Source organism: Empedobacter sp. GD03861 (genome assembly GCF_029840885.1).
Lineage (GTDB): Bacteria > Bacteroidota > Bacteroidia > Flavobacteriales > Weeksellaceae > Empedobacter > Empedobacter falsenii_B.
The window spans coordinates 20,460-47,167 of the sequence record NZ_JAOCDJ010000006.1 but is presented as its reverse complement, the minus strand read 5'-3'; the positions used below and the strand labels follow the sequence as shown (position 1 = coordinate 47,167).

28 protein-coding genes are annotated in these 26,708 nt (G+C 31.9%); 15 read left to right on the top strand and 13 right to left on the bottom strand.

Features of this window, described 5'->3' with window-relative positions; all coding sequences use genetic code 11:
* Nucleotides 1-2 precede the first annotated feature (2 nt).
* The 3 genes from N5D03_RS04905 (at nt 3) to N5D03_RS04895 (ending at nt 2,632) form a co-directional block, all read left to right on the top strand.
* Nucleotides 3-746 carry an RNA methyltransferase gene (locus tag N5D03_RS04905; protein WP_280051067.1) on the top strand — a complete coding sequence of 248 codons (744 nt, stop codon included), beginning with the start codon at nt 3-5 and terminating at the stop codon, nt 744-746.
* Between the two features lie 88 nt (nt 747-834).
* The gene (locus N5D03_RS04900) at nt 835-2,103 is read left to right on the top strand and encodes a serine hydrolase domain-containing protein (protein WP_280051066.1); all 1,269 of its coding nucleotides are present in this window, start codon (nt 835-837) and stop codon (nt 2,101-2,103) included.
* Nucleotides 2,104-2,248: 145 nt separating this feature from the next.
* Nucleotides 2,249-2,632 (top strand): HU family DNA-binding protein, encoded by a 384-nt coding sequence (locus tag N5D03_RS04895; RefSeq protein ID WP_038333067.1) that lies wholly within the window; start codon nt 2,249-2,251, stop codon nt 2,630-2,632.
* Nucleotides 2,633-2,764: 132 nt separating this feature from the next.
* Here N5D03_RS04895 and N5D03_RS04890 read toward each other — a convergent pair whose 3' ends face one another.
* The 3 genes from N5D03_RS04890 to N5D03_RS04880 all read right to left on the bottom strand — a co-directional run bounded on the left by N5D03_RS04890 (nt 2,765) and on the right by N5D03_RS04880 (nt 6,595).
* Nucleotides 2,765-3,289 (bottom strand): hypothetical protein, encoded by a 525-nt coding sequence (locus N5D03_RS04890; RefSeq protein WP_038333068.1) that lies wholly within the window; start codon nt 3,287-3,289, stop codon nt 2,765-2,767.
* Between the two features lie 121 nt (nt 3,290-3,410).
* On the bottom strand, nt 3,411-4,523 hold the full coding sequence (locus N5D03_RS04885; RefSeq protein ID WP_280051065.1) for an ABC transporter permease: 1,113 nt from the start codon (nt 4,521-4,523) through the stop codon (nt 3,411-3,413).
* Nucleotides 4,523-6,595: a carboxy terminal-processing peptidase gene (locus tag N5D03_RS04880; protein WP_280051064.1), complete on the bottom strand. Its 2,073-nt coding sequence runs from the start codon at nt 6,593-6,595 to the stop codon at nt 4,523-4,525. The genes N5D03_RS04885 and N5D03_RS04880 overlap by 1 nt, the downstream gene beginning before the upstream one ends.
* A 193-nt stretch (nt 6,596-6,788) precedes the next feature.
* Here N5D03_RS04880 and surE point away from each other — a divergent pair, with 193 nt between their 5' ends.
* The gene (surE, locus tag N5D03_RS04875) at nt 6,789-7,556 is read left to right on the top strand and encodes a 5'/3'-nucleotidase SurE (RefSeq protein ID WP_115001644.1); all 768 of its coding nucleotides are present in this window, start codon (nt 6,789-6,791) and stop codon (nt 7,554-7,556) included.
* 82 nt (nt 7,557-7,638) lie between these two features.
* Here surE and N5D03_RS04870 read toward each other — a convergent pair whose 3' ends face one another.
* Entirely contained in the window at nt 7,639-8,835 is a 1,197-nt protein-coding gene (locus tag N5D03_RS04870) for a tetratricopeptide repeat protein (RefSeq protein WP_280051063.1), read from the bottom strand.
* Nucleotides 8,836-8,838: 3 nt separating this feature from the next.
* Nucleotides 8,839-11,412, bottom strand: coding sequence for a DNA gyrase subunit A (gyrA, locus tag N5D03_RS04865; RefSeq protein ID WP_115001642.1), 2,574 nt, complete (start codon nt 11,410-11,412; stop codon nt 8,839-8,841).
* Nucleotides 11,413-11,776: 364 nt separating this feature from the next.
* Here gyrA and rpmH point away from each other — a divergent pair, with 364 nt between their 5' ends.
* From rpmH to N5D03_RS04845, 4 genes are all read left to right on the top strand, one after another.
* Complete coding sequence (gene rpmH, locus N5D03_RS04860; protein ID WP_019974979.1) at nt 11,777-11,935, top strand: 50S ribosomal protein L34; 159 nt, start codon at nt 11,777-11,779, stop codon at nt 11,933-11,935.
* Between the two features lie 83 nt (nt 11,936-12,018).
* A complete protein-coding gene (locus tag N5D03_RS04855; RefSeq protein WP_038333079.1) occupies nt 12,019-12,711 on the top strand; it encodes an ATP-binding cassette domain-containing protein in 693 nt (230 codons plus the stop codon).
* An 80-nt stretch (nt 12,712-12,791) separates the two neighbouring features.
* A complete protein-coding gene (locus N5D03_RS04850) occupies nt 12,792-13,907 on the top strand; it encodes a hypothetical protein (protein WP_185144468.1) in 1,116 nt (371 codons plus the stop codon).
* A gap of 10 nt (nt 13,908-13,917) precedes the next feature.
* On the top strand, nt 13,918-14,739 hold the full coding sequence (locus N5D03_RS04845) for a 2OG-Fe(II) oxygenase (protein ID WP_280051062.1): 822 nt from the start codon (nt 13,918-13,920) through the stop codon (nt 14,737-14,739).
* Nucleotides 14,740-14,752: 13 nt separating this feature from the next.
* Here the strand turns inward: N5D03_RS04845 and N5D03_RS04840 are convergent, their stop codons facing one another.
* Together N5D03_RS04840 and N5D03_RS04835 are read right to left on the bottom strand one after the other, a co-directional pair.
* Nucleotides 14,753-15,871 carry a glycosyltransferase gene (locus N5D03_RS04840; RefSeq protein WP_280051061.1) on the bottom strand — a complete coding sequence of 373 codons (1,119 nt, stop codon included), beginning with the start codon at nt 15,869-15,871 and terminating at the stop codon, nt 14,753-14,755.
* An 18-nt stretch (nt 15,872-15,889) separates the two neighbouring features.
* The gene (locus N5D03_RS04835; protein ID WP_115001637.1) at nt 15,890-16,123 is read right to left on the bottom strand and encodes a uroporphyrinogen decarboxylase; all 234 of its coding nucleotides are present in this window, start codon (nt 16,121-16,123) and stop codon (nt 15,890-15,892) included.
* A gap of 76 nt (nt 16,124-16,199) precedes the next feature.
* Between N5D03_RS04835 and kdsA the strand changes: the two genes are divergently transcribed.
* The 4 genes from kdsA (at nt 16,200) to N5D03_RS04815 (ending at nt 19,626) form a co-directional block, all read left to right on the top strand.
* Nucleotides 16,200-17,009, top strand: coding sequence for a 3-deoxy-8-phosphooctulonate synthase (gene kdsA / locus N5D03_RS04830; protein WP_115001635.1), 810 nt, complete (start codon nt 16,200-16,202; stop codon nt 17,007-17,009).
* Nucleotides 17,010-17,082: 73 nt separating this feature from the next.
* A complete protein-coding gene (hemN, locus tag N5D03_RS04825; protein ID WP_115001634.1) occupies nt 17,083-18,444 on the top strand; it encodes an oxygen-independent coproporphyrinogen III oxidase in 1,362 nt (453 codons plus the stop codon).
* A 60-nt stretch (nt 18,445-18,504) separates the two neighbouring features.
* Nucleotides 18,505-19,041, top strand: a complete 537-nt coding sequence (gene hpt / locus N5D03_RS04820; RefSeq protein ID WP_038333090.1) for a hypoxanthine phosphoribosyltransferase — start codon at nt 18,505-18,507, stop codon at nt 19,039-19,041.
* 6 nt (nt 19,042-19,047) lie between these two features.
* Nucleotides 19,048-19,626, top strand: a complete 579-nt coding sequence (locus tag N5D03_RS04815; RefSeq protein ID WP_125350758.1) for an adenylate kinase — start codon at nt 19,048-19,050, stop codon at nt 19,624-19,626.
* A gap of 33 nt (nt 19,627-19,659) precedes the next feature.
* Here N5D03_RS04815 and N5D03_RS04810 read toward each other — a convergent pair whose 3' ends face one another.
* Genes N5D03_RS04810 through N5D03_RS04800 form a run of 3 tightly spaced genes read right to left on the bottom strand, consistent with a single transcriptional unit; the run spans nt 19,660 to nt 21,808 of the window.
* Nucleotides 19,660-20,130 carry a hypothetical protein gene (locus tag N5D03_RS04810; protein WP_280036948.1) on the bottom strand — a complete coding sequence of 157 codons (471 nt, stop codon included), beginning with the start codon at nt 20,128-20,130 and terminating at the stop codon, nt 19,660-19,662.
* Nucleotides 20,131-20,137: 7 nt separating this feature from the next.
* Complete coding sequence (locus N5D03_RS04805) at nt 20,138-21,169, bottom strand: quinone-dependent dihydroorotate dehydrogenase (RefSeq protein WP_219033696.1); 1,032 nt, start codon at nt 21,167-21,169, stop codon at nt 20,138-20,140.
* 45 nt (nt 21,170-21,214) lie between these two features.
* On the bottom strand, nt 21,215-21,808 hold the full coding sequence (locus N5D03_RS04800; RefSeq protein WP_147280019.1) for a hypothetical protein: 594 nt from the start codon (nt 21,806-21,808) through the stop codon (nt 21,215-21,217).
* Nucleotides 21,809-22,204: 396 nt separating this feature from the next.
* Here N5D03_RS04800 and obgE point away from each other — a divergent pair, with 396 nt between their 5' ends.
* Together obgE and N5D03_RS04790 are read left to right on the top strand one after the other, a co-directional pair.
* Complete coding sequence (obgE, locus tag N5D03_RS04795; protein WP_115001628.1) at nt 22,205-23,191, top strand: GTPase ObgE; 987 nt, start codon at nt 22,205-22,207, stop codon at nt 23,189-23,191.
* A 23-nt stretch (nt 23,192-23,214) separates the two neighbouring features.
* Nucleotides 23,215-23,535, top strand: a complete 321-nt coding sequence (locus N5D03_RS04790; protein WP_038333099.1) for a YbaB/EbfC family nucleoid-associated protein — start codon at nt 23,215-23,217, stop codon at nt 23,533-23,535.
* Here the strand turns inward: N5D03_RS04790 and N5D03_RS04785 are convergent.
* The 3 genes from N5D03_RS04785 to N5D03_RS04775 form a co-directional block, all read right to left on the bottom strand.
* Nucleotides 23,532-24,347, bottom strand: coding sequence for a rhomboid family intramembrane serine protease (locus N5D03_RS04785; RefSeq protein WP_280051060.1), 816 nt, complete (start codon nt 24,345-24,347; stop codon nt 23,532-23,534). The genes N5D03_RS04790 and N5D03_RS04785 overlap by 4 nt on opposite strands.
* A 73-nt stretch (nt 24,348-24,420) precedes the next feature.
* Nucleotides 24,421-25,401, bottom strand: a complete 981-nt coding sequence (locus N5D03_RS04780; protein WP_280036944.1) for a D-alanine--D-alanine ligase — start codon at nt 25,399-25,401, stop codon at nt 24,421-24,423.
* Nucleotides 25,398-25,895, bottom strand: coding sequence for a hypothetical protein (locus N5D03_RS04775; RefSeq protein WP_125350525.1), 498 nt, complete (start codon nt 25,893-25,895; stop codon nt 25,398-25,400). Before N5D03_RS04775 ends, N5D03_RS04780 begins: the two co-directional genes overlap by 4 nt.
* A 50-nt stretch (nt 25,896-25,945) precedes the next feature.
* Between N5D03_RS04775 and N5D03_RS04770 the strand changes: the two genes are divergently transcribed.
* Nucleotides 25,946-26,596 (top strand): NRDE family protein, encoded by a 651-nt coding sequence (locus tag N5D03_RS04770; protein ID WP_280051059.1) that lies wholly within the window; start codon nt 25,946-25,948, stop codon nt 26,594-26,596.
* Nucleotides 26,597-26,708 lie beyond the last annotated feature (112 nt).

The following is a 26,708-nucleotide window of genomic DNA, read 5'->3' as shown; positions in this document are numbered from 1 at the left end:
ATATGTTATCAAATAACGTTATTAAGATAATAACTTCTCTGGGTTCTAAAAAATATAGACAAAAATATAATTTGTTTGTCGTAGAAGGTGTTAAAAATATCGGGGAAGTTATAAAAAGTTCTATAAATATTAAAGAATTATTTATAATTGAAGACTTTTGGCCAGAAGCTACACACATCAAAAAGACTTTTATTGAAGAAAAAGATTTGAAAAAAATCAGTTTTTTAACTACTCCGAATGTAGGTTTAGCACTTTGTGAGTTACCTAATTATGATGAAAATATCAAGTTAAATGGTTTGAGTATTGCCTTGGATGATATTCGCGATCCAGGTAATTTAGGAACAATTATCCGCTTGGCAGATTGGTTTGGTGTAGAAGATATCTTGTGTACCAAAGAATCTGTGGATATGTACAACCCAAAAGTTGTGATGTCGACAATGGGATCTTTTACAAGAGTCAAAGTTCATTATATCGATTTGGAGAAATACTTATCTGACTATAAAGGAAACATTTTCGGAACTTTTATGGAAGGAGAATCTATTTATGAACAAATACTTCCACAAGAAGGTATCTTGGTTATGGGGAACGAAGCGAATGGAATTTCTCCAGAAATCGAGAAGTTAACGACACATAAACTAAGCATTCCGTTCTTTGGGAAAAATGGTTCTACCGAAAGTCTCAACGTTGCCGTTGCAACAAGTGTCATCTTAGGCGAATTTAAGTCTCAACTTTCTCACAAATCATAAAAAAAACTTAATGTTTATAAACGGGTAACTATTCCACAAATAAATATATACTTTAGTAGAAACAAACAATAAGATTAAGAAAAAACACATGAAATATGTAGCGGTTGTTCTTGCTTCTGCAATGCTATTTATGGGAAGCTGTAGCAAGAAAAACGAACAAAAAGAAGAAGTTAGAAAGAAGGATCCTCACGCTTTGCGCTATGATTCGTTGGATTGGAAAGCAGATTTCAAGCCAATGAAGTACACACAAGCAGAACTTAATGACTACAGAAATAAACTAAACACCTATTATAAGGACTTTTGGATTGATGGAAAAGTGAGCGGAGGTTTGCTGGTTGTGAAGAATGGGCAAGTACTTTTAGAGCAATATCAAGGGATGGCAGACGAAAGACATAAGCGTCCAATCACTGCCGAAACGCCTATTCACATAGCATCTATCTCGAAAGTTTTTACATCTATGGCGATACTTAAGCTGGTCGAGAAAGGTAAAATCAAATTAGATCAAAAGGTAAATACAATATTAGAAGGTTTTCCTTACGATGATATCACGGTTCGTAATTTGCTAAATCACCGCAGTGGTTTGCCAAATTATGCCAACGTTTTGTGGAATAGTAAGAAGGCAATGATGGATCGCGAGAAACCAATTTCTAATCAAGATGTGTTAGATATCTTTAGAGAATTTGACGTTAAACAAATTCGTCCCGCAGACAAAGGGTTTTATTACTCGAACACCAACTTTGCTTTCCTTGCTTTAGTAATCGAAAAGATTATGAAAATGCCTTATCCGAAAGCAATGAAATACATGGTTTTTGACCCTCTTGAGATGAATAATACCTTTGTTTTTGAGTATGATCGCGATAAAGATACAGTAGCACGTTCCTACAAATACAATGGTTACGAGTGGGCTTGGGATGATTTTGACCGCACGTATGGAGACAAAAATATTTACTCAACGCCAAGAGATTTGTACAAGTTAGATGTAGCCATGTATTCAGATGATTTCTTACCGAAGAATATTAAGAAAAAAGCTTTCCAAGGATATAGTTACGAGCAGAAAGGTTTCAAAAATTATGGGCTTGGAATGCGTTTGTTAGAATATGACAATGGTAAAAAACTATTGTATCACAATGGTTGGTGGCACGGGAATAACACCGTTTTTGTACACGATGTTAACAATCAATTTACGGTAATTGCATTAGGAAACAAGCAGAATAAGAATATATATAGTGCATTCAAATTGGCTGGACTTACAGGAACTTATCCGTTAAAAGCACCTAATAAAGACTCGATGAGGTTGCATAAACAACCAATTGTACCAAAAACAACAGCAAAACTTTCGACCAAAGTTTCAAGATAATAGCAAGGCTTCCTTATATATGGAAGCCTTTTTTATTTTTGTGTTATAATGTATTTTATTGATAATCAATAGTTTTATTTTGTTAATTAAATATAAAGTATTAAATTAGAGTTAATTAACTCTTAATTTATAAATACTTTTAATTATGGCTGTAAAATACAACGTTATTCAGAAGGCTTACCCAGGAGATCCTACGGGGCCTAAAAAGTTCTACGCAAATTCTATTGCAGATGGTGAAGTATCACTTCGAAATTTGAGTAAAGAAATTGCGCAAACCTCATCTATTAGTGAGAGTGATGTATATGCAACATTAATTGATTTGGCTAAAATGTTATCGAAACATTTGTCTGATGGAAAGATTGTTCGCTTGGGAGATTTTGGTTCTTTTCAAATAAGTATTAGTAGCGAAGGAATGGATGTAATGAACAAAGTAAATTCTGCTTCTATAAAAAGTGCTAAAATACTTTTTAGACCTGGTCTAGATTTACGAGATACTTTAGCTACTTTAAAATATGAGAAAAAGAAATAGTTAAGATAATTTTTCTAACTTCTAATAGAAGTAAATAAAAAACGTCAAGTGGTTTTCATTAAAACCACTTGACGTTTTGTTTAAAACCTCCTTATGTTTTATATAAAAGATAAGGAGGTTTTGTAAAATAGATTAATTGATTTTTTCTAACTCACATATATATTTATTATAATCAATCATTTCTATATAAATTATTTCTCCTTTTGTATTATATTTTAAGTTATAAGATAATGAATTAATTAAATTATCAACATGACCAAGATTTAAAAATGATTCAACTAAAAATACAGGGTAATCTTTATTAGAATAAACAATATGTACATCAAAATTACCTGGTTGCATATCATAAGAATACTTTATTAATTGATTCTTTTCATTGAAATATTCAACAATATATCCTTCTTTAGTCTTTGATATACGAGGTTTTATTTGCTTTTTCTTAGTGACTAATTGGTTAGGAAAAAAGGTAGGAGTATAAGAATTAAAATGTTTATTATAGAATACTAAATCTAGTTTTTCTTTAGATTTTATCGTGTCAAAAGATTGAGTGTGTACTTCTCCTCCTATATAGCATGTGTTTTTGAATATATATTCTTGAGAAAAAATAGTTGTAGATATAGGTAGAAATAATAAGAAAATAAAATATTTTTTTAGCATAACTAATGATTAATCAGTTTTAGTATAACAAGTTAATCGTAGTTAATATTGTTTGATTGAATAAAAAAGCTGCTAAATAATTATATTTAACAGCTTTGTAATTTATTAAAATCTATATTTTTTACTGCTTAATGTCCATAATATCTCGCAATACATTTCCAAAGATATTAAACCCAAGAACCAATAACATAATAGCTAATCCTGGTAGAATTGCCAAATGTTGTTTCCCTAAAATAATATGATTATAATGTTCTTTGATGATGTTTCCCCAAGACGGAGTAGGAGGTTGTGCGCCAATTCCAAGGAAACTAAGACCGCTTTCTACTAAAATTGCCGAAGCAAAATTGGCAGCAGATATAACGATAATAGGAGCAATGACATTAGGTAATATTTGGTTGAAGATAATTCTTGTGTCCGAAAATCCTAAAGCTTTTGCAGCTTCTACGAATTCTTTTTCTCTGTATGATAGGAATTGTCCGCGAACTACACGTGCAACTTCTACCCACATCGTTAGTCCAACTGCGATAAATATCTGCCAAAATCCTTTTCCAATAGCTAAGGTAATTGCAATAACCAATAGTAATGTTGGGATAGACCACACAACGTTTATCAACCACATTATAATGTTATCTGTTCGTCCCTTGTAATAACCTGCAAGAGCGCCCAAGGAAATTCCTACAACTAATGAAATGAAAACAGCGATAAACCCGATAAGAAAAGAAATTCTTGTCCCGATGATTAATCTAGAATAAAAGTCTCTTCCGTAAGAATCTGTTCCAAGTAAATAGGTTTTTGTATAGATAAAATCTTTCTCTATATCTTGCGTTTTGATGTTATGCTTTGTCCAAGTTGACACATCTATCTTTATTGCTTCACCACTTAGTCCGTTTCCTATATATGGAACATAAGTAATGCTTTGTCCATCTCTTTTGTAAGATGTAATACTTATTTGTTCGGTATCGATCTCTTTCCCGAATATAAAATCAGAAAAGTTCGTTTTTCCTGAATAATTAGGTAAAGGGATTTCGATTGTTTTTTGCTGATAACCTATAGGTGAATATGCAATGGTTAGGTCCTGTCTGTTTGCATTTTCCGTTTTGTCGGACGCAAACACATAAGCAAAAATAGAAATGATTGCAGCTAATACTATTACACTAAAAGAAAGAACACCAAGGGTGTTCTTTCTTAATTTATTGAATATGATTTGAGAAAATGAACCGTTTTCTTGTTCCATTATTTAATGTCTCTTAAAACGTTAACAGCTTCGTTTAAATAAAAGTCTTTTTGCATTCCTTTGAACCAATTGTTACGTTTAGCTTTTAGAACAGTATCTGTTTTAGTAGTTGCTAAATCGTTTTGATTCATTGTAAATTTGAAATTGTTTTTATACTTGTCTAAAGTTTCGAATTTCTTGATTTTATCTTCGCGTGTTTTACGGTACGTTTTGTAATCTTCTAAGTTCAAAGGAATCTCTTTTACGTCTTCCATTGATTTGATGAACTTGAAACTTTCGTTCATTAATGCTAAGTGAGCATTGTTTGCCAAACGAGTTTTACTGTTCGCTTTAATCTTCGCTAAATCGAAAGCAGAAGGCCATTTTGCAATAACCAATGGTTTGATTTGATCCCAGTTCAAGGCTTCTGGACGAGAAGCTTCGCTGATATCTTCGTAAGTAAATTGATTAACTAATGCAATGTCCGATTGAACTCCTTTCAATTGTGTAGAACCTCCGTTTACTCGGTAGAATTTTTGTATTGTTAACTTAATAGCGCCTAACTCATCACTTCCCGACTGACGATCTAAAGGCAAGATTGTTTGTACAGTACCTTTACCAAAGGTTTGCGGTGAACCCACGATAACAGCGCGACCATAGTCTTGCATTGCTGCAGCAAAAATCTCTGACGCAGATGCAGAAAGCTCGTTAACCATTACTACTAAAGGTCCGTCGTATGCGATAGAATTATCTTTGTCTTCGTGAATTTTAAGCATTCCGTCCGAACGTCTCACCTGAACAATTGGTCCTTGATTGATGAACAATCCAGAGATTTTAACCACCTCTTCAAGAGAACCACCTCCATTATTTCTAACATCGAAAACAAGACCTTTGATGTTTTCTTTTTTCAAGATTTCAATTTCTTTCTTGATATCATCCGAAGGATAACGTCCGCCTTCTTTTCCCATCGGCGTATAAAACTCAGGTAAATAGATGATTCCGTATTTATCTCCTTTCTCGTCAGTAATAACAGATGAGCGAGCAAACACTTCTTCTGATTCAATTACTTCACGAATCAAAGAGATTGTTTGTTGAGAACCGTCTTTTTTCTGAATAGTCAAGACAACTTCTGTTCCTTTCTTCCCTTTAATCAAGCGAATAGCATCGCTCAAAATCATTCCAACGATGTTTTTAGCTTCACCATTTTTCCCTTGTGCAACTTTAATGATCTTGTCGCCAACTTCTAATTTATTGCTCTTCCAAGCTGGTCCGCCTACAATTAATTCAGCAATTGTAGCGTAACCTCTTTTGTCTTGTATTTTGGCTCCAATTCCTTCCATTTGTCCAGACATTTCGAACTCGAAATCTTCTTTACTTGTTGGAGAGAAGTATGTTGTGTGTGGATCGTATTGTTCTGTGAACGAGTTCATGTAAATAGAAAAATAGTTCTCGCGTTTTGTTTGTTTTATACGACGGAAATAGTCAGAAATTAAGTCTTTAACTTCTTCACGCGCCATCTTTTCTACTTCTGCAAAAGGCGTATCTTTTGTGATTTTCTTTTTCTCATCTGCCAAAGGATCTTTTATAGGTTTTATAGAAGAAGAGTTGTCTAATGTATCTTTCTTTTGACCTTTTAATTCGTCTTGCATTGAAATGATTTCTAACATCACGTTATATTTCAAATATTTGCGCCACAAATCTTTCGATTCGTTCTTATCTTTCGCGAATTTTGATGTTTTATAATCGATGTTGAAATTCTCTTTTTGATTGAAATCAAAAGGTTTTGACAAGGCATCCATCGAATATTTTTCAGCGTCAGCAATACGTTTGTAGATTGTGTCAACAGTAGAATTGTAGAAACCTAAGTTTTCTGATTTGTAATAATCATCTAAATTGTGATAATCTTTTTTGAATAGATCATAATCAGATTGCAATAAAAAACGTTTGCTTGGATCAATGTATTCTAAATATTTATTGAAAACATTTTCCGAAAATTTATCATCTACAGTAGCAGGTTTGTAATGTAGGTAAGTTAGGGTGTTTCGTGTATTTTTTACGATTAACTTTTCTCTTTCTTCATCTGTGTCTAGCATGGGTTTGCAAAAGCAAAAAGCAAGCAAACTCATTGATAAAAACGATAGTAATACATACGTTTTTTTAATTAACATATTGCGTTGGTATTATATAAATTAATAATTTAAGACTCCTTCAAATATAAAACAAAAAAGAAATTAGAAGGAAGTTTTTTACATTTGTAAAAATGATGAATAAAAGTAAGAATAAAATATGGAAAGACCGCTAATTTTAGTTACAAATGATGATGGAGTAACTGCGCCTGGAATAAGAGCGTTGATAGAGATTGCAAAAGGATTTGGAGAAGTTTATGTTGTTGCGCCAGATAGTCCGCAAAGTGGAATGGGGCATGCGGTGACAATAAATTCGACATTGTTTTGTGATGAAATAGAAGTTGATGAAGATGTAAAAGAGTATGCGTGTTCTGGAACGCCAGTGGATTGTGTGAAATTGGCTGTTTCGCAAATTTTACCTCGTAAACCAGATTTGTGTATTTCGGGAATTAATCACGGATCGAATTCGTCGGTGAATGTGATTTATTCGGGAACAATGTCTGCTGCTGTAGAAGCTGGAATAGAAGGGATTCCTGCGATTGGTTTTTCGTTGTGTGATTTTGCTTATAATGCTGATTTTAAAGCTGGAGAAGAATTTATTAAAACAATTATTGATCAAGTTTTAAAACATAAATTACCAAAAGGTGTAGTGTTGAATGTTAATATTCCGAAGTTGAAAGGACATGAAATAAAAGGAATTAAAGTTTGTCGCCAAGCTGATGCAAAATGGGAAGAAAAATTTGATAAACGTGAAGATCCTCGTGGAAGAACGTATTATTGGATGAGTGGAGAGTTTAAAAATCTTGACAAAGGTGAAGATACAGACGAACGTGCTTTAGAGGAAGGTTATGTTTCTGTTGTGCCAGTTCGTTATGATTTGACAGCCCATCATTTTTTACCAGATTTAAGAAATTGGGATTTGTTTTAAGTTTTACTTAAGCTACATTCAGAATGATAAAGCACAAAAAAGGACTTCAATTGAAGTCCTTTTTTGTGTTATATTGAAATAATTATTTTACTAATTTTTTCTCAGCGTCACGATAGAAATTTTCTTTTTGATCGTTTCCTAAAGTTTTGTAAGCTTGAATTAAGTTACGAATAACTTGACGATTTTCTGGTTGAATTTCGTACATTTTTTCAAGATAAGGAGCTGCTTCTGTAAACAAAGCTTTGCGTTTTACTTCGTTTGCATTATAAATTTCTTTCTCTTTTTTAGATGTTCCTAAATTGTTGTTCATTGTTTCAACAATTTCTTTGTCTGGTTGCAAAATAGCTAAAACTAAATTGTTGTAAGACTCGAAATGTTTAGGATTTAATTCAATCGCTTTTTTGAACAAGTTTTTAGATTCTTCTGCTTTAGAAGCGTCATCTAAATATAAAACACCTAAGTTGTAATAATTTTGCGCATCGTTTGGATTGATTTTAATCGCTTCTTCGATACGTTTTGTCATTTTATCAGCGTTTCCAGAAACTTGGTAAATTCCAGTTGCGATATTGTTGATGTCAGCATCTTTTGGATATTTTGTAGTTGCTTCTTCTACGATTGCATCGTATTTTTTTGCATTGTATAATCCATTAAGAGCTAAAACATACATGTCACGGTTGTAATCTTTTGTTTGATTAGCTGATTTACCAGTGAATCCTTTTGCCGCTAATTCTTTCAAAATCGTTAACGATTTATCATAATCAGCTGCGTTGTAAAAACAGATTGCAGCTTGATATTTATAGATATCTTCTTTTGTACCTAAAGCTTCAACTAAGTTGAAAACATTTAAGAATTTTGTTCCAGCCTCAGTAAATTGTTTTGCGTCCATTGCTTTGTTTGCAGCGTCTAATTCTTTGTTTGCTAAATTAGAAACTTCAGATTGCAACAAGAAACCATATTTTGGTTGCAAAGCAACTTCTTTTGCTTTTGCGTAATTACCACCAGCTGTAGCTTTATCTAAATCGGCTTGAGAATAGTAAAATTCGTCTTTTTTAGAGTCTTTATTTTTGACTTGCCAAACTTTACCGTTTTCGTATTTAGATAATTTTGCTAAATCTTGACTTGCTTTTGTAACGTCACCTTTAGCTAAGTTTTCTTTTGCTGATTTATTATATTTTTCAGCTAAAACTGTAGGTTCTGTCGTTAATTCTTCTGTGTTAGTTTGAGCGAATGATGTTGACATTGCTAAAACTAATCCTAAACTAAATAATAATTTTTTCATTGATTATTCATTATTTGGATCCTCAGCAGGTGTTTCTTCTGCTTGAGTTTCGTTGTTTTCGTTTGTGTTTTCTACAACAATTGGATTTCCTTCTTCATCAAGTTCTACTTCGTCTTCCAATTCTTCTTCAACCTGTACTTTTGCAATTGCTGCAATTTCGTCGTTCTTTTTCAAGTTAATCAATCGAACACCTTGTGTTGCACGACCCATTACACGAATTTCATCTAAACCAGTTCTAATAGCAACTCCAGATTTATTAATGATCATTAAATCATCTTCGTCTGTAACAGCTTCAATCGCGATTAATTTTCCTGTTTTATCAGTAATATTAAGTGTTGTTACACCTTTACCTCCACGATTTGTTTCACGATAATCTTCGATAGAAGAACGTTTTCCGTAACCTTGTTCAGAAACAACTAATACAGTTTCTTTTTCTACATCAGTGACAACAATCATCCCAATAACCTCATTATCTGGTTGATCTCCTAAATTGATACCACGAACTCCAGAAGCAGTACGACCCATTGGACGAACTTTCTCGTCTTCGAAACGAATAGCTTTACCATATTTAGAAGCGATCATAATTTGAGATTTACCATCTGTTAATAAAGCTTCTAATAATGTATCACCTTCGCGAACTGTAATTGCGTTGATACCGTTAACACGTGGACGAGAATAAGCTTCTAAAGATGTTTTCTTGATGATACCATTTTTAGTTACCATAATTACGTAATTATTATTTACGTATTCTTCGTTCATTAAATCGTGTGTAAGGATATATGCTTTTACTTTATCATCTGGCTCGATGTTAATCAAATTCTGAATTGCACGACCTTTAGATGTTTTAGAACCTTCTGGAATTTCGTACACACGCATCCAATAACATTTTCCTTTTTCTGTAAAGAATAACATGTATTGGTGGTTAGATGCCGAAACCATATATTCTAAGAAATCTTCGTCACGTGTTGTAGCGGCTCTATTACCAACTCCTCCACGAGATTGTTTGCGGTATTCAGAAAGTGGTGTACGTTTGATGTAACCCATGTGAGAAATCGTTAAAACAACTTGCTCATCAGGAATTAAATCTTCGATATTTAAGTCTCCACCTGCGTAATCGATATCTGTACGACGTTCGTCACCATATTTTTTACGAATTTCTAATAACTCATCTTTGATAATTTGCATACGTAAATCTTCGTTTGCTAAAATATCTTTCAAATGGTTAATCATTTTCATGATTTCTTCGTACTCTTCACGAATTTTATCAATCTCAAGACCAGTCAATGTACGTAAACGTAAATCTAAGATTGCACGTGCTTGAATTTCTGATAACTCGAAAGCTTCCATTAATCCTGTGCGCGCTTCGTCTGGTGTTGCAGATTCGCGAATGATTTTAATTGCACGATCAAGATCATCTTGTGTTCCGATTACTTTCATGTAACCTTCTAAGATATGAGCTCTTTCTTGCGCTTTTCTCAATTCGTATTCCGTACGACGAACAATCACTTCGTGACGATGTTCTACGAAATGATAAATCATGTCTTTCAAATTCAATTGCTCTGGTCTACCTTTTACCAAGGCAATATTATTTACACTGAAAGATGATTGTAATTGAGTAAATTTATATAGTTTATTTAAAACAACGTTAGGAACCGCATCCATTTTAAGGACATAAACGATACGCATACCTTTACGGTCAGATTCGTCACGAATCTCAGAAATACCATCTAATTTACCATCTTTTACCAACTCAGCAGTTTTTGCAATCATATCTGCCTTGTTAACTTGGTAAGGAATTTCTGTAGCGATAATACAATCGCGACCATGTACTTCTTCGAAATTAGTTTTTGCACGTAAAACAACACGTCCACGTCCAGTTTCGAAAGCTTGTTTTACACCATCATAACCATAGATTGTACCTCCTGTTGGGAAGTCTGGTGCTTTGATGTATTGTGTTAATTCGTCAATTGTAATCTCACGATTGTCGATGTAAGCAATTGTTCCGTCAATAACTTCTGTTAAGTTATGTGGCGCCATATTTGTTGCCATACCAACCGCAATACCAGATGCACCATTTACTAATAAGTTTGGAACACGAGTAGGTAATACAGTAGGTTCTTGGATAGTATCGTCAAAGTTTAGTTGAAAGTCAACGGTCTCTTTATCTAAATCAGCTAATAATTCGTCTGAAATTTTTTGAAGTCTTGCTTCAGTATAACGCATTGCAGCAGGTGGATCACCATCTACAGAACCGTAGTTACCTTGTCCGTCAACCAATAAGTAACGCAAAGACCAAGGTTGCGCCATACGTACCATTGTGTCGTAAACAGAACTGTCGCCGTGTGGGTGAAATTTACCTAAAACTTCCCCTACAATACGTGCCGACTTTTTGTAAGAACGATTAGAAAAAACACCTAATTCATACATTCCGAATAATACTCTACGGTGTACAGGTTTTAAACCATCACGCACATCCGGAAGCGCACGAGATACGATTACCGACATCGAATAATCGATGTAAGCGGATTTCATTTCATCCTCAATGTTAATTGGGATTAGTCTTTCTCCTTCAGTCATATTGTTTTGTTATATAAGGTGGCTAATATACGAATTTTAAGCTAAAAAAAGATTGATAAAAACAAGATATTTGATGTTTTATGAAAGTTTTAAGGAAACTTTTCTAATCCTTCTAAAAATAGCTTTGTTTTATCCTCGTAAATGATATTGTTGATAAGTTTTAATTGTTATTGTTTTAATTTTCTCTTGCTTAACAAAAAAATGTTTTTATATTTGCACTTCGAAAATTACAAAGTGTAGAACGGAACGCGGTTTACTATTAATTCAGCTTTTTTGTAATTTTCTATCAATTTGATTTTTGAATTAATAATAATAACTGTATATTTGCAACCCATTCGAGTAATGGATTAGAAACTTAGTAAAGATGAGTAAGAGAACATTTCAACCAAGTAACAGAAAAAAAAGAAACAAACACGGATTCCGTGAGCGTATGGCTTCTAAAAACGGGCGCAAAGTATTAGCTGCTCGTAGAAAGAAAGGAAGAAAAGCATTAACTGTTAGTGAAGTAAGAGCTAAAAGATAATCGCTACAATTCATAAAAAATAAGCTTGAAGGTCGTTCTTTCAAGCTTTTTTTTTACATTTGTTTTAAAGACTGTAGAAAAGTATGGAAGCTAAAAATGTAATTGAGTTAAGTCAATCATCTATATATCAAAGAAATCATTTAGTATTATCTGACGTTAATTTTACACTTAATGAAGGAGAATTTGTCTACCTTATTGGAAAAACAGGAAGTGGAAAAAGTAGTTTGTTGAAAGTGCTTTATGGTGATTTGCCGCTTCAATCGGGACAAGGTTCTGTGGTTGGAATGGATTTGAAATCATTGAAAACAAGTAAGATTCCTGATCTTAGAAGACATTTAGGAATTGTTTTCCAAGATTTCCAATTGTTAACAGATCGTACAGTTGAGCAAAATTTGACGTTCGTTTTGAAAGCAACAGGTTGGAAAGATAAGGCTACAATCGATAAACGTATTGATGAGGTTTTAGATTCGGTAGGGATGTTGTCAAAAAAGAAAATGATGCCTTTCCGTCTTTCTGGAGGAGAACAACAGCGTGTTTCTATAGCTCGTGCTTTATTAAATCATCCTGAATTAATTTTAGCAGATGAGCCTACAGGAAACCTAGATCCAGAAACGTCAAATGATATTATGGATTTATTGTTGTCGGTATCGAAAGAAAATAATTGTGCAGTTTTGATGGCTACACACGATTATGAAATTATTCGTCGCTATCCTGCGCGTAAAGTGCGTTGTGAAGACGGAAGATTATTTGAAGTTGCGGAAGCGATATCAGAATAAGATAAATTACACAATATAATTTTAAAGAAAGAGTTTACTTAGTTGTAGACTCTTTTTTTTGTTAAATAATTAACTAACTAATGTATCAAGGTAATAAACTTCATTTTATAAGTATGGATGTTCCATTTCCTCCCAATTATGGAGGTGTTATAGATGTTTTTTATAAATTGAAAGCATTTCATCAACTTGGGATTGAAATTCATTTACATTTGTTTGGGTTTAACGAAACAGAAAGAGATGTTTTAAGGAAATATGCTAAAGAAGTTTATTTTTATCCAATACATCAGATGCCTTATTATATTTTTCAGAAATATCCTATTTCAGTAAAATCGAGGGATAGCAAATTATTGTATGAACGAATTAAATCGTTGAAAGCACCTATATTTTTTGAAAGTCTAAAAACAACATTTATTTTGAATAAATATAACCTTGAAGGTTATTCTAAATATTTGCGATTACATAATATTGAACAAAATTATTTTTCTGGATTAGCTGAAAGCGAGAAGAATCTGGTAAAAAAAGCATTGTTTTATATTGAGGCAAAAAAATATATTCAATACGAAAATATCATCCATCAGTTTGATGAAGTTTTTACACTCTCTAAATTTGAACAAAATTATATTCAAGAAAAATATAATAAAGGAAAATTTGTGCCTGTTTTTCATGGAAATGAAACTTTTCAATCACTAAGTGAAAAAGGAGAATTTGCTTTATATCATGGTGATTTGAGAGCTTCGGACAATTGTAAAGTAGTCGATTTTTTGATAGAAGTGTTTAAAGGAATTGATTATCCTTTCGTTATTGCTTCAGGTTCTAGAGAGAATTGGGTAAAAGAAAAAATTAAAAATTATCCTCGTATACAATTTGTTAAATTGAAAGATTTTGATCATTTGAAAAATCTTTTCGAAAAAGCACATCTCAATATAGCGTGGTCTTTTCAGGAATCTGGAACAAAACTAAAAGTGATAAATGCATTATTCAATAGTCGTTTTTCGATAATAAATGAAAATGTGATAGATGACGAGAAAATTAGTGGACTTTGTGTTCAAGTTTCGAATAAATCAGAGCTGATAAAAGCTATTAATCATTTAAAAGATCAATCATTTTTAGCATCAAAAGAATATATTGAAACACTTGAATATGATTTGAATGATAAATTGAATGCCGAAATTATTTTGAAACAAATTTTTAATTAACTTTATGATTATGAACAGAAATCAATTCGCAGATATAATTTTACAACGATTAATTGATCAAAAGGAAGAAATAAGTCAACAATATAATAGTAGCAAAGATAAGATCGGTTATTTTTGGGTTGATGATCTATTGCCAGAAGAATTAGTTTTGGAGATAAATCAAGTTTTTCCACAAGAAAAAGAAATGGTGTTGAAAAAAAGTTTGAAAGAAGATAAATATATTGCTGTTCAAATGGATCAATATCATCCTATTTTAGAAGAAATTATTTACGCTTTTCAAGATGAAAGAATCGTAAATTTGATTGCTGAGATTTGCGAAATAAAACAACCTATTCCAGATTCATCTTTGTATGCTGGAGGTTTGTCTATGATGGGAAATCGTCAATTTTTGCAGCCTCATTTGGATAATTCTCACGATGCGAAAAGAGAATTGTGGCGTGTGTTGAATTTATTGTATTATGTAACGCCAGACTGGAAAGAAGAATATGGTGGTAATTTAGAAATTTGGCCAAATGGATTGAAAAATGATCAAATTACGATTTTTAGTAAATTCAATCGATTAGCGGTAATGGCAACGCATAATGATTCTTTGCATTCGGTTTCTCCAATAAAGTTTGAAGGTTTTAGAAAATGTGTTTCAAATTATTATTTTTCTAAAGAACCTTTAAGGGAAACAGATTCTTTTCATGTGACTTCGTTTAGAGGTCGCCCAGAGCAAAAGGTTTTGGATCAAGTTTTGCAAGTTGATAATGCACTAAGAATGGGCGTTAGAAAAGTATTTAAAAAAGGAGTAGTGGAAAATCCACATATTTATAAAAAAGAAGAAAAGTAGATTAAAATTTAATCTACTTTTTTATTTTTTCAAAAATCTCCTTCAATTTTAATTCTTCATTTTCCCAACAAAGTTCATTTGCAGCATTTGCAAGGTTTTCTTGGTAACTTCTTTTTCCTTCGTTTAAGATTTCTTGTAGTTTTTCAGCCAAATGTTTTGGATAGTGGTTGTCAATCACTTTTCCAACTTTATACTCTTCGACTATTTTTTTTATTTCTGGTAAATTTGTTGCTAAAATTGGTACTCTAGCTTGAATAAAGTCAAATAATTTATTCGGTAGAGCGTAGCGATAGCTTAATCCTAAATCTTCTTCCATACTCATTCCTACATCAGCTAAAGGTGTTATAGTTTTTAAAGTTTTTGGGGGAATATTTCCTAAAAAATGAATGCGATTAGTTAAGTCTAAATCTTTTACCAATTGTTCGTATTTAGTTTTTTTAGGCCCTTCGCCAGCAATCCAAAATTGACAATTATCAATGTGTTTGAACGCTTCAATCATTCTGTCAATTCCTCGACTCATGTTAATTGCGCCTTGATACAATAATATTTTATCGTTTGTTGGATTTTCGGGTAAGCGAAAGAAAATTAAATCTTGTTTATCGTTAAGTTTTGTTCGGTTGGGAACATTTCTAATCACAGCCGGATTAGCACCATATTCCTTGCGAAACCAATTGGCATATCCATCACTTACGGTATAAAAATACTTGATTTTTGGAACAAGAGAACGTTCTAAAGTTTTCCAAACTTTTTTTGTTTTAGGACGATTGTGTAATGATGGCAATTCTGAATAAATTTCGTGACTATCAAAAACTAAAGGAATTTTTTTGATTTTACTTACCAAATAAAAAGGAAGTAAGCTATCTAAATCATTCGCTAGTAAAATAGTTTGTTTATCCGCTTTTTTAAGTAAAGTGAAAAATAATTTGTAATTGAATTCAGCATACTTTTTCATTGTTGATTGATTCTTTTGTTCCATCAAAAATGTCTTGTACGGTTTATTCAATTTCGGTCTACCGTTTATAGTCGCGCCAATCAATTCTACATCGTATCCAAATTTTAACAAAGAATGGCAAACTTTATCTAATCTTTGATCCGTTTCAATATTATTTAGTACAGCAGATAGGATTTTCAATTTTATGGTTTTTGAAGATTATTTTCCAGGTTTGAAGATGATATAATACGCCTGAACTAAAAATAAAATCGCATTTGGAATAAGGACTGGCCAAGCCTCGATCATAGCAGCATAAATTACAAAACATACACAACCAATTGCATTGATAATGCGGATAATTGTAATCTTCGAAAAAAAGAATGCTAGTACAATAAAGACTGAAGCAAGATAGCCAAAAATATCAGCTATACCAATGTTAGATAAAAAATCCATAAAACGATAAATAAGAATGATAAAGTATAGGCAAAATTATGAAAAATAAGTCGATAACTTTGTGTAAATTTGCACAATGATAGAAACTTTATCAAAGATAAAACACAAAGATTCGCCAAACTTCTTTTTACTTGCTGGTCCATGTGCCATCGAAAGTGAAGATATGGCTTTGAGAATTGCTGAAAAAGTAGTAACAATTACTGATAAATTAGAGATTCCTTATGTTTTTAAAGGATCTTTCAAAAAAGCAAATCGTTCTCGTATTGATAGTTTTACAGGGATTGGAGATGAAAAAGCATTGAAAATTATTCAAAAAGTTGGAGAAACTTTTGATGTTCCAACAACTACAGATATTCACGAACCTTTTCATGCAGAAATGGCGGCGGCTTATGTAGATGTGCTACAAATTCCTGCTTTCTTGGTTCGTCAAACCGATTTAGTGGTTGCAGCTGCACAAACTGGAAAACATGTTACGTTGAAAAAAGGTCAATTTCTTTCGCCAGAAGCAATGAAATTTCCTGTAGAAAAAGTAACAGATTCTGGTAATAATAATGTAGCAATTATCGAGCGTGGAACAATGTTAGGTTACGGAGATTTAGTGGTAGATTATCGTGGAATTCCTGTGATGCAAAATTATGCACCAGTTATTTTAGATATCACACATTCTTTACAACAACCAAATCAGGCTTCAGGTGTAACAGGAGGAAAGCCAGAATTAATCGAAACGATTGCTAAAGCTGGAATTGCTGTTGGTGCTGATGGTATTTTTATCGAAACGCATCCAGATCCTAAAAATGCAAAAAGTGACGGTGCAAACATGTTACAATTAGATTTGTTAGAAGACTTATTAACTAAATTAGTTAGAGTTCGTCAGGCAATTCTATAAAAATAATTTTTAAAGAAAATTTATTAAATAATACTTAGTCAAGTTGATTAAGTATTTTTAATTTTTTTAGATAATGGATAATTTAATTCAGAAATATAATATTCCAGGACCTCGTTACACAAGTTATCCAACTGTTCCGTTTTGGGACAATGATGATTTTACTAAACAAGGTTGGATTGAAACTTTTCAACGATCTTTCGATGAAAGTAATGTAGAAGAAGGAATATCAATTTATATTCATTTACCTTATTGCGAGTCGTTGTGTACGTTTTGTGCATGTAACAAACGTATTACGAAACAACATTCGGTAGAAGTTCCGTATATTGATACAGTTTTGAAAGAATGGAGATTATATGTGGATTTATTTTCATCTCGACCAAAAATTAAAGAAATTCATTTAGGAGGAGGAACACCAACGTTTTTTTCTCCAGAAAATTTGAAGAAATTAATTGATGGTATTTTTGAATATGCGGATGTAGCTGAAGGACACGAATTTAGTTTAGAAGGTCATCCAAATAACACAACAAGAGAACATTTACAGGCTTTATACGATTTAGGTTTTAGACGTATTTCGTATGGTGTACAAGATTATGATCTGAAAGTTCAGGAAGCGATCAATCGTGTTCAACCTTTCGAGAATGTGAAAAGAGCAACCGAAGAAGCGCGCGAAATTGGTTTTACATCGATTTCTCACGATTTGATTTTTGGTCTTCCACATCAAACAATGGAAGGAATGATGGAAACTATTAATTTGACAAAAGAATTAAATCCAGATCGTATTTCGTTTTACAGTTATGCGCATGTGCCGTGGATAAAAGGTGTTGGACAACGTGGTTTTCAGGACGATGATTTGCCTTCACCAGAATTGAAACGTGCATTATATGAAGAAGGAAAGAAAATGTTCGAGGAAATGAACTATTTCGAAGTTGGAATGGATCATTTTGCCTTAGAACAAGACTCGATGTATCAATCGATGAAAAACCATACATTACATCGTAATTTTATGGGATATTCTTCTTCGAAAACACAATTAATGGTTGGTTTAGGAGTTTCTTCTATCAGTGATTCTTGGTATAGTTTTGCACAAAACGAGAAGACAGTAGAAGAGTACGAAAAATCAATCAATAACGGAGAATTATCCGTTTTCAAAGGACATATATTATCAGAAGAAGATTTGATTATGCGTCGTCATATTCTAAATTTAATGTGTAATTTAGAAACTTCTTGGGCTGATGATAACATGAAATTTGATGATGTAGATCGTATCAAAACTATGTTACAAGATATGGTTGACGATAATTTGATTGAATTTGTAGAAAATGGTTTGATCGTAAAAGAAGAAGGACGTCCATACGTTCGAAATGTGTGTATGACATTCGATAAGAGAATGATAGATAACGAGCCAGAAACACGCATTTTCTCAATGACAATCTAATAAAATAGATAAATGTTTTAAACTTTATCAAAAAAAGTATATATTTGAATATCTCAAACAATGAAAGAAATAGAAATTCACGGTAAAAAATTTATTCCGTACATCGCTTTTGAAGAAATAGAACACGCCATCAAAAATATGGCAAACGAAGTTTACGAAGAATACAAAGACGAAAGACCGATTTTTGTTGGTGTATTAAACGGAGTTGTAATGTTCTTCAGCGATTTCTTAAAACAATATCAAGGAGAATGTGAGATTTCGTTCTTGAAATTAAAATCTTACGAAGGAACAGAATCAACAGGGAAAATTACTATTGAGATGGATATTCCGATGAATGTTGAAGGACGTCACGTAATTATTTTAGAAGATATTGTAGATACAGGTAATACGTTAGTAGAGTTGCACCGAATCTTGAAAGAGAAAAAGGTAAAATCATTAAAAGTAGCAACTTTATTATTTAAGCCAGACGCTTACAAAAAAGATTTAAAAGTAGATTTAGTAGGAATTTCTATTCCTGATAAATTTGTAGTAGGTTATGGATTAGATTTTGACGGATTAGGAAGAAATTTACCAGATATTTATCAAATAAAACATTAAAACAAAATGCTAAACATTGTATTGTTCGGACCTCCTGGCAGTGGTAAAGGAACACAAGCTAAATTTTTAGAAGAAAAGTACCAAACTCCTCAAATTTCTACTGGAGACTTATTTCGTTTCAACCTTAAAAATGAAACAGAATTAGGCGCTCTTGTGAAATCTTACATGGACAAGGGACAATTAGTTCCAGATGAGGTAACAACAAATATGTTGGTTGATCATTTAGATAACAATCCAAATGCGCAAGGATACATTTTTGATGGATATCCACGTACAACATCTCAAGCAGAAGCTTTAGATAAAATCTTAGCAGATAAATACGAAAGCGAAGTTTCGATTACATTAGCATTAGTTGTGGATGACGAAATTTTGGTTCAACGTTTATTAGAACGCGGAAAAACTTCTGGTCGTGCTGATGATGTGGACGAAAAAATTATCCGCGATCGTATTACAGAATATTACGAGAAAACTGCAATTGTAGCAGAACACTACAAAGCGCAAGGAAAATGGGTTGAGATTGATGGAGTAGGTTCTATTGAAGATATTACCGAAAAATTGAACGCAGCAATTAAAGAAGTTTTATAAAACGACTTTTACATTATAAAATAAAAAGGATTCTCATTTTGAGAATCCTTTTTTATTATTGTCAAGCTGAATTTTTTTCAGTTTATCATTTTTCAAGAATTTTTTTAGATTTTCAGGAATTTTCTCCCAAATATGATTAGGAATACCAAATTCTAATTTTTCAAATAGTTTCTCTTTATTGTTCCAAATTATTACATTATCCCAGTACGTTATAAAAAAAGTAGATTTATCTAAATATTCAGAACTATTTATATAATCCATCCAACCTTCTGCAATTAAATTGTTAGAATTATCATATACATAAATTTCTGAGTAATTTTCTAAAGAGCTATTAAGATGGTTACTTAGATGACCTTCAATACAACTATTTGACCAATCAAATTTTAAATTATCAGATTTTACATCATAGTATTTTAAGTCAACAATTAATTGTTCTTCGACTAATTTTCTCAATTCAACACTCATAGGAGATGATAATCCTAAATCTATATAATTTGGAGTCATAAGTTTTCTATTTTCCTTCAACCAAGCCTTTACAAATGTTTTTTACAACAGCAGGACCTTCATAAATAAAACCTGTATAAACTTGTAACAAACTTGCACCAGCTTCCAGTTTTTCTTTAGCATCTTCGGCTGTATGAATTCCGCCAACTCCAATGATAGGAAATGCTTTGTTCGATTTTTCAGAAAGATAACGAATCACTTCTGTTGAACGATTTTTAAGTGGTTTTCCCGAAACTCCACCAGTTTCTTTTACAATTTCTGGATCAGATTTTAATCCTTCTCTTGAAATGGTTGTATTTGTAGCAATCACTCCAGCAATTTTAGATTCTAATACAATATCTATAATATCGTCCAATTGAGAATCTGTTAAATCTGGTGCGATTTTAAGTAAAATTGGTTTCGGTTTTTCGTTTTGATTATTGTATTGTTGCAAATAATTAAGAATGTACAATAAAGGTTCTTTTTCTTGTAAATCGCGTAATCCAGGTGTGTTTGGAGAACTTACATTGACTACAAAATAATCAACATAATCAAACAATGCATTGAAACATTTGATGTAATCGTCAACAGCATCTTCATTTGGTGTCAATTTGTTTTTACCAATATTTCCGCCAATGATATAGTTTTCACGATTTTTTAATTCTCTAATTTTCGAAACAACAAAATCAACACCTTTGTTATTAAATCCCATTCGGTTAATAATCGCCTCATCTTCCATCAAACGAAACATACGTGGTGCATCATTTCCCGGTTGAGGTTTTGGTGTAACGGTTCCAATTTCGATAAAGCCAAATCCGAAGTGGTTCAATTCTTCAATATATTCAGCATTTTTATCAAAACCTGCAGCCAAACCAATTGGATTTTTGAATTTAATTCCAAAAACTTCTCGTTCTAAACTTGGTTGATTGTATTGATAAAATTTATCTAATAATTTTCCAACTCCAGGAAATGCAGCATAATTTTTTAGATTTCGTGTAACGAAATGATGTGCTTCTTCGGGTTGTAATTGAAATAAAATGTTTTTGAATTGTTTGTACATGCTGCAAAATTAATCAATCCTATTCATTATAAAAATATGTTTTGATTACTTATTTTTCGTGATTGATTGTATTGTGCTAATTGGAGAAATTTCAACAGTTTTTTGACCTTTCACAACATAAAAATAATAAAGACTATTCGTATTGACTAAATAAATTTCTTTTTTCTCACCAGAATTGAAAGTTAAGGTCTGTCCATATTTTTCGAATTTTAAATCTCCATTTTTTATTCGTTTTGATAAAAAATTACCACCACCAACTCCAAATCCTAAAAAGAAACAAATCAGCATAACAAAAAAGAATCCAATTAAATTTTGATTAATTTTCTTAGTGAATTCTTCATTCGTGAGGTTATCAGTTTCTTTAATCTTGTAATATTTCTTAATGAATTTTTTCTCTGGATGTTTCAATGAATACTGTTTAAAACTATAAAGTAGAAAAATAAGAAGAATAAAAAAGATTAGTAAGAAAGGATGTGCGGTGATTTCGGCTATTGGACTAATTAAGATATCCATAATGCTCGAAAATTTCAGAATATTAATATCCAATTGATAATAAAAAATAGATTCTTTAATAATTCCCATGAAGACTAAATAAATATAACCAAAAGGAAGTAATCGTTGTAAATGTTCGTTATTCATACTATTGAATCTATTTTTGGCGCGATTTTATTTCTTTGTTAATCATAGAAAGCCTTATGACCAAAGGCATCAAAGTAGTTGAAGTTCTGCAAGCAACGGCAATTAATGCATAATTTTTTGATTTTATTGCTGAATATACCAAGAAGATAGAAATCAAAAACATCAAACATCCAAAAGTAATTACCATTGTTTTGGTTTGTTTTTGCTTTTTCAGAAGTTAGTCATCAGTATATTCGGACAAATTTTTTTAGTATTCATGATAGTGTGTTAATTAATTGAATAAATATAAATAAAAATCTGAGTCATTATAAATTATTCATTCAAAATAGATAATACAAGATTTTAATAAACAAATTAGAAATTGTACTTTTGCAGACTAATTAAAAGAGAAAAATTATGCAATCAAATTTTGTTGACTACGTAAAAATAAATTGTAGAGCCGGACATGGAGGTGCGGGTTCAGCAAGTTTGCATCGCGAAAAATATATTGACAAAGGTGGACCAGATGGTGGAGATGGTGGACGTGGAGGAAATATCACGCTTCTTGGAAACTCAAATCTTTGGACCTTGTTAGAATTTCGATTCAAAAGACATTTCCGTGCGCAAAACGGTGGACGTGGAGGTAAATCTCGTTCTACTGGTGCTGACGGTGAAGATATTATTTTGGAAGTTCCGATCGGAACAATTGCCAAAGATGACGAAGGAAATATTATTGGCGAAGTAACAGAAAATGGGCAAGAATTAATTATTGCGCAAGGAGGAAAAGGGGGGCTAGGAAACTGGCATTTCCGTTCTGCAACGCGTCAAACGCCTCGTTATGCACAGCCAGGTTTGGATGGTGACGAGCGTCAAGTTACATTGGAGTTGAAAATTTTGGCAGATGTTGGTTTAGTTGGTTTTCCAAATGCAGGAAAATCTACTTTATTATCAGCTGTTTCGGCTGCTAAACCAAAAATTGCAGATTACGCATTTACAACGTTAACACCTAACTTGGGAATTGTAGAATACCGTAATCATCAGTCATTTATTATGGCAGATATTCCTGGAATTATCGAAGGTGCGGCAGAAGGAAAAGGTCTTGGACATCGTTTCTTGCGTCATATTGAGCGTAATTCTAACTTATTATTTTTAATTCCTGCCGATACAGAAGATTATAAAAAAGAATATGAAATTCTGTTGAATGAATTGAAAAAATTCAATCCTGAATTGTTAGATAAAGAACGAATTTTAGCTATTTCTAAGTCAGATATGTTAGATGATGAATTGGAAGCTGAGATTAAAGCACAATTACCAACTGATATTGATACGATATTTATTTCGTCTGTTTCTGGAAAAGGAATCACAGAATTGAAAGATTTATTGTGGAAAAAACTACACGAATAACTAATTATTAAAGATAAAGACAAATGTTTGGAAATTTTGGAGACATCATGGGAATGATGGGAAAAATCAATTCATTTAAAGATAAATTTTCTGATTTGAAAAATGAATTAGATGGAGAAATATTTACAACGACTTCTAACGATGGAAAAGTAAAAATTACAATGTCTAAATTGGCAACAGTAAAAGATATTGAACTTGCTGAAGGAATGGAAAAAGAAGAAATTGAAGATTTGTTAGTGATGACGTTAAACAAAGCGTTGGAACAAGTAAAAACAGAAGCAATTGACAGAGCGAAAAAAACAGCTCAAGAAAATTTACCAAACATTCCTGGAATGCCTTTCTAAGAAGAATTTGAAAAAATAAAAACCCCTGAAAAATAATTTTCAGGGGTTTTTGTTTGATAATTTGGTTCAATATTTTTATCATCTTTCTCATCCAAAGATTCAAGATATTCTGCTTTCAAACGTTCTTGTTCTTGGTAAATATCCCATAAACGCTCGGCTTGTGGATCATAATAATTTTCTTGATCCCATTTCGGAACTTCTTTTTGTGGACCAATATTTCTAAACAAATAAGCAAAAAATGCACCCGAAATAAATCCACTTAAATGTCCTTCCCAAGAAATAGAATTACTACTTGTATCTGTTTTTAATTGTGGTAAAATTTCTTGAGGAACCATTCCCCAAATCATTCCGCCGTATAATAAAATAATGATTAATGAAATCGCCATTAAACCGCGTTCTTTTCTAATAATTCCACTGAAAAATATGAACGAAGCCAATAAATAAACGATAGAACTTGCTCCGATATGGCAACTTACATTATCATCTAAAAAAGGAGGATTTCCAATCATCCAAAGAATAATTCCTGATAAAATCCAACCAAAAAAAATAACATAATAAGCTAATCTATCGTACATCAATAGTGCGATAAAGCTAAGAAATGCTAACGGAAAGGTATTACTGATAATGTGTTTCCAACCCGAATGAAATAAAGGTGAGAGCAGAATTCCTTTCAATCCTACGAAAGTTCTCGGAATAACGCCGTAACAACCGTTTAAATTGTATCCGTTTTGTTGGAACAAAAAGATAATCCACATTGGTATAAGCAGTAGCAGAGGAATTATAATAGTTTTCTTCGGAAAAGGATAACTCATAAAATTGGTTTTGAAAACATCATTCAATCTTTATTCCTTTCCAGAAAATCTGCCAATTTTGGTCAAATTAAGTTTAATAGCGTTTTATTAATTCTCTCGCAAGCAATTTCCAATCTGTCCATTTCACGCCTAATTGATGATTTTGAACAGCAATTTTATGTTGGTAATTCAAATGCTTAATCACTTCCTTATAAGCTTTTATCAAATTAAAATTCGGATCATAAATATGAGTTGCTTCAGAATTTGCACCATTAATTTCAAGTATGACAAAATTTCCGTTCTGAAAATCTTCTAAACTTTTTGCTTTCAAATCGATACGACCATAATAAAAACCATCAATTTTTTGTGCGATTTGATCTATAGTTTCTTCTAATTTAGACGTTTTTAGAGAAGATCCATCTAAAAAAGTTGTTCCTCGACTATGATTTCCTATTGGTTCAACCAATAATTTTTCATCTTTTTGAAGAACTGAATTTAGTTCGTTTTGTAAACGTTTAAACAAATAATCTTTTCGGTAAAAAGCTCTTAAATTTTGTTCGATTAATTCTTTCAAAGTTGATTTTCCATCACCCGTAAACGTCAAAAAATCTTTTGCTGTTATCGACAGTATTTTACCATTTTTTTCTTTTGGTAATCTAACATAGAAAACACCAAACTCAAAGTTTGATTGAATATATTCTTGTAAAATTAAATCTCGATTATTTTGCTCTAAATAATTTTTCCAATCAATTTCATTTCTGATTAATTCTACACCAATTCCACGTTCACCAAGATTTGGTTTTGCAATAAAGGGAAAATTAAACGGAATTTCTTGTGTTGTAAATTCATCAAAAAAAATGGTTTTTGGCTTATAATTTTTATCAATTTGATGGAGTAAATCAATTTTAGAATAATCAATAAATCCGCCCCATTTCATTGTAGGATTTGCCGAGCAAAAGTAAGCTGGAGCGCCTGTTTGAAAGATTTTATAAATGTACCAAGGTGTCAATGGCGCATAAAATAACCAGAATGGCCAAAATTCGTATCGTGTCCATTTTGTTATTTTCGGATTCATTTTTCTTGATTTTGAAAAGCAATTGTAGAAGATGCAATTCCAAAATTTTGTGGAATTTTAATCGTTGAAAAATGAGTTTCGATCGCAATTTTAATCAACGCAAAATGATGAATGCTATGATCAAAACAATACATTAATTCGCGATAATTTGTGGTATTAATTGTGAAATTCTCTCCGTAATAATTCTGTTTTAGCTGAATTGTTTTTTCTAAATCTAAACGTTCTATTTGTGATTTTAGATGATTCAGCGTATTCAAACTTTCAACAACCGAATTTTCTAAAGCACGATTTCGCTCTCTATCATCATAACAAATACAATTGTTTTTTTGCGCTTGTAAAAAGCACGAATAAAACTCGATAATATGACGAAAATGTTGACCAACAGAAGCACCAGAAATGATTTCTAATTCCTTTTGAAAAGACAGATCGTCAAATTGCAAAAGAATCGATTTCATTTCATCAAAGGAATGCGCTATAGTTTTCTGAATACTCATAATTCTTTGCAAAGATAAATTTTTACATTTGAACTAAATTGAAAAATGAGATGTGTATAATCAGTTTTTACAGAAATGAGGATGAATTTGTGTTGACGCACAACCGAGATGAGGAAATAAATCGTTCTTCTTCTAAAGAGATTGTGGAGCAAAAGCGTTTTGATAAAACTTATTTTTCGCCTGTAGATGAGCGCGCAAATGGAACTTGGATTTTTTATTCGGAACAATATGTTGCGTGTATTTTGAATGGAGGAATCGAAAAACCAATGCATTTCAAAGAAAAATACAGAGAAAGTAGAGGAATTATTTTATTAGATTTATTGAAATATAATTCTGTAAATGAGTTTATTAATTCGGAAAATTTGTCAGGAATCGCACCTTTTACAATTTTTGTTTTTGAAAGACTAACTAAAAATGCTTACCTTTTGTTTTGGAATGAAAATAAACTGAGCGTAAAAGATATTTCGCAAGAAAAAATTGTGACATGGTGTTCGTCGACATTGTACAGTCCTGAAAGAAGAAATGAAATTGATGAAATTTTTCACCAAAATAATGAGTTGAATTCCGAAGAAATTTTAGAACTTCACGATGATTTGAAAATGAAAAAAGGTGATTTGTACGATTTTTTAGCAACGACATCTATCTCTCAAATTATTATGAATTCTTTAAGAATTGATATGAAATATTGTCAGCTATTTTGAAATTAATAGACAATAATTCGTTATTTTAAGGAATCATCAAATCATTTCGGACATAGGCATAATTTATGCTATAGTCTATCAGAATAATTATATTTGTTAAAGACAGCTTAAA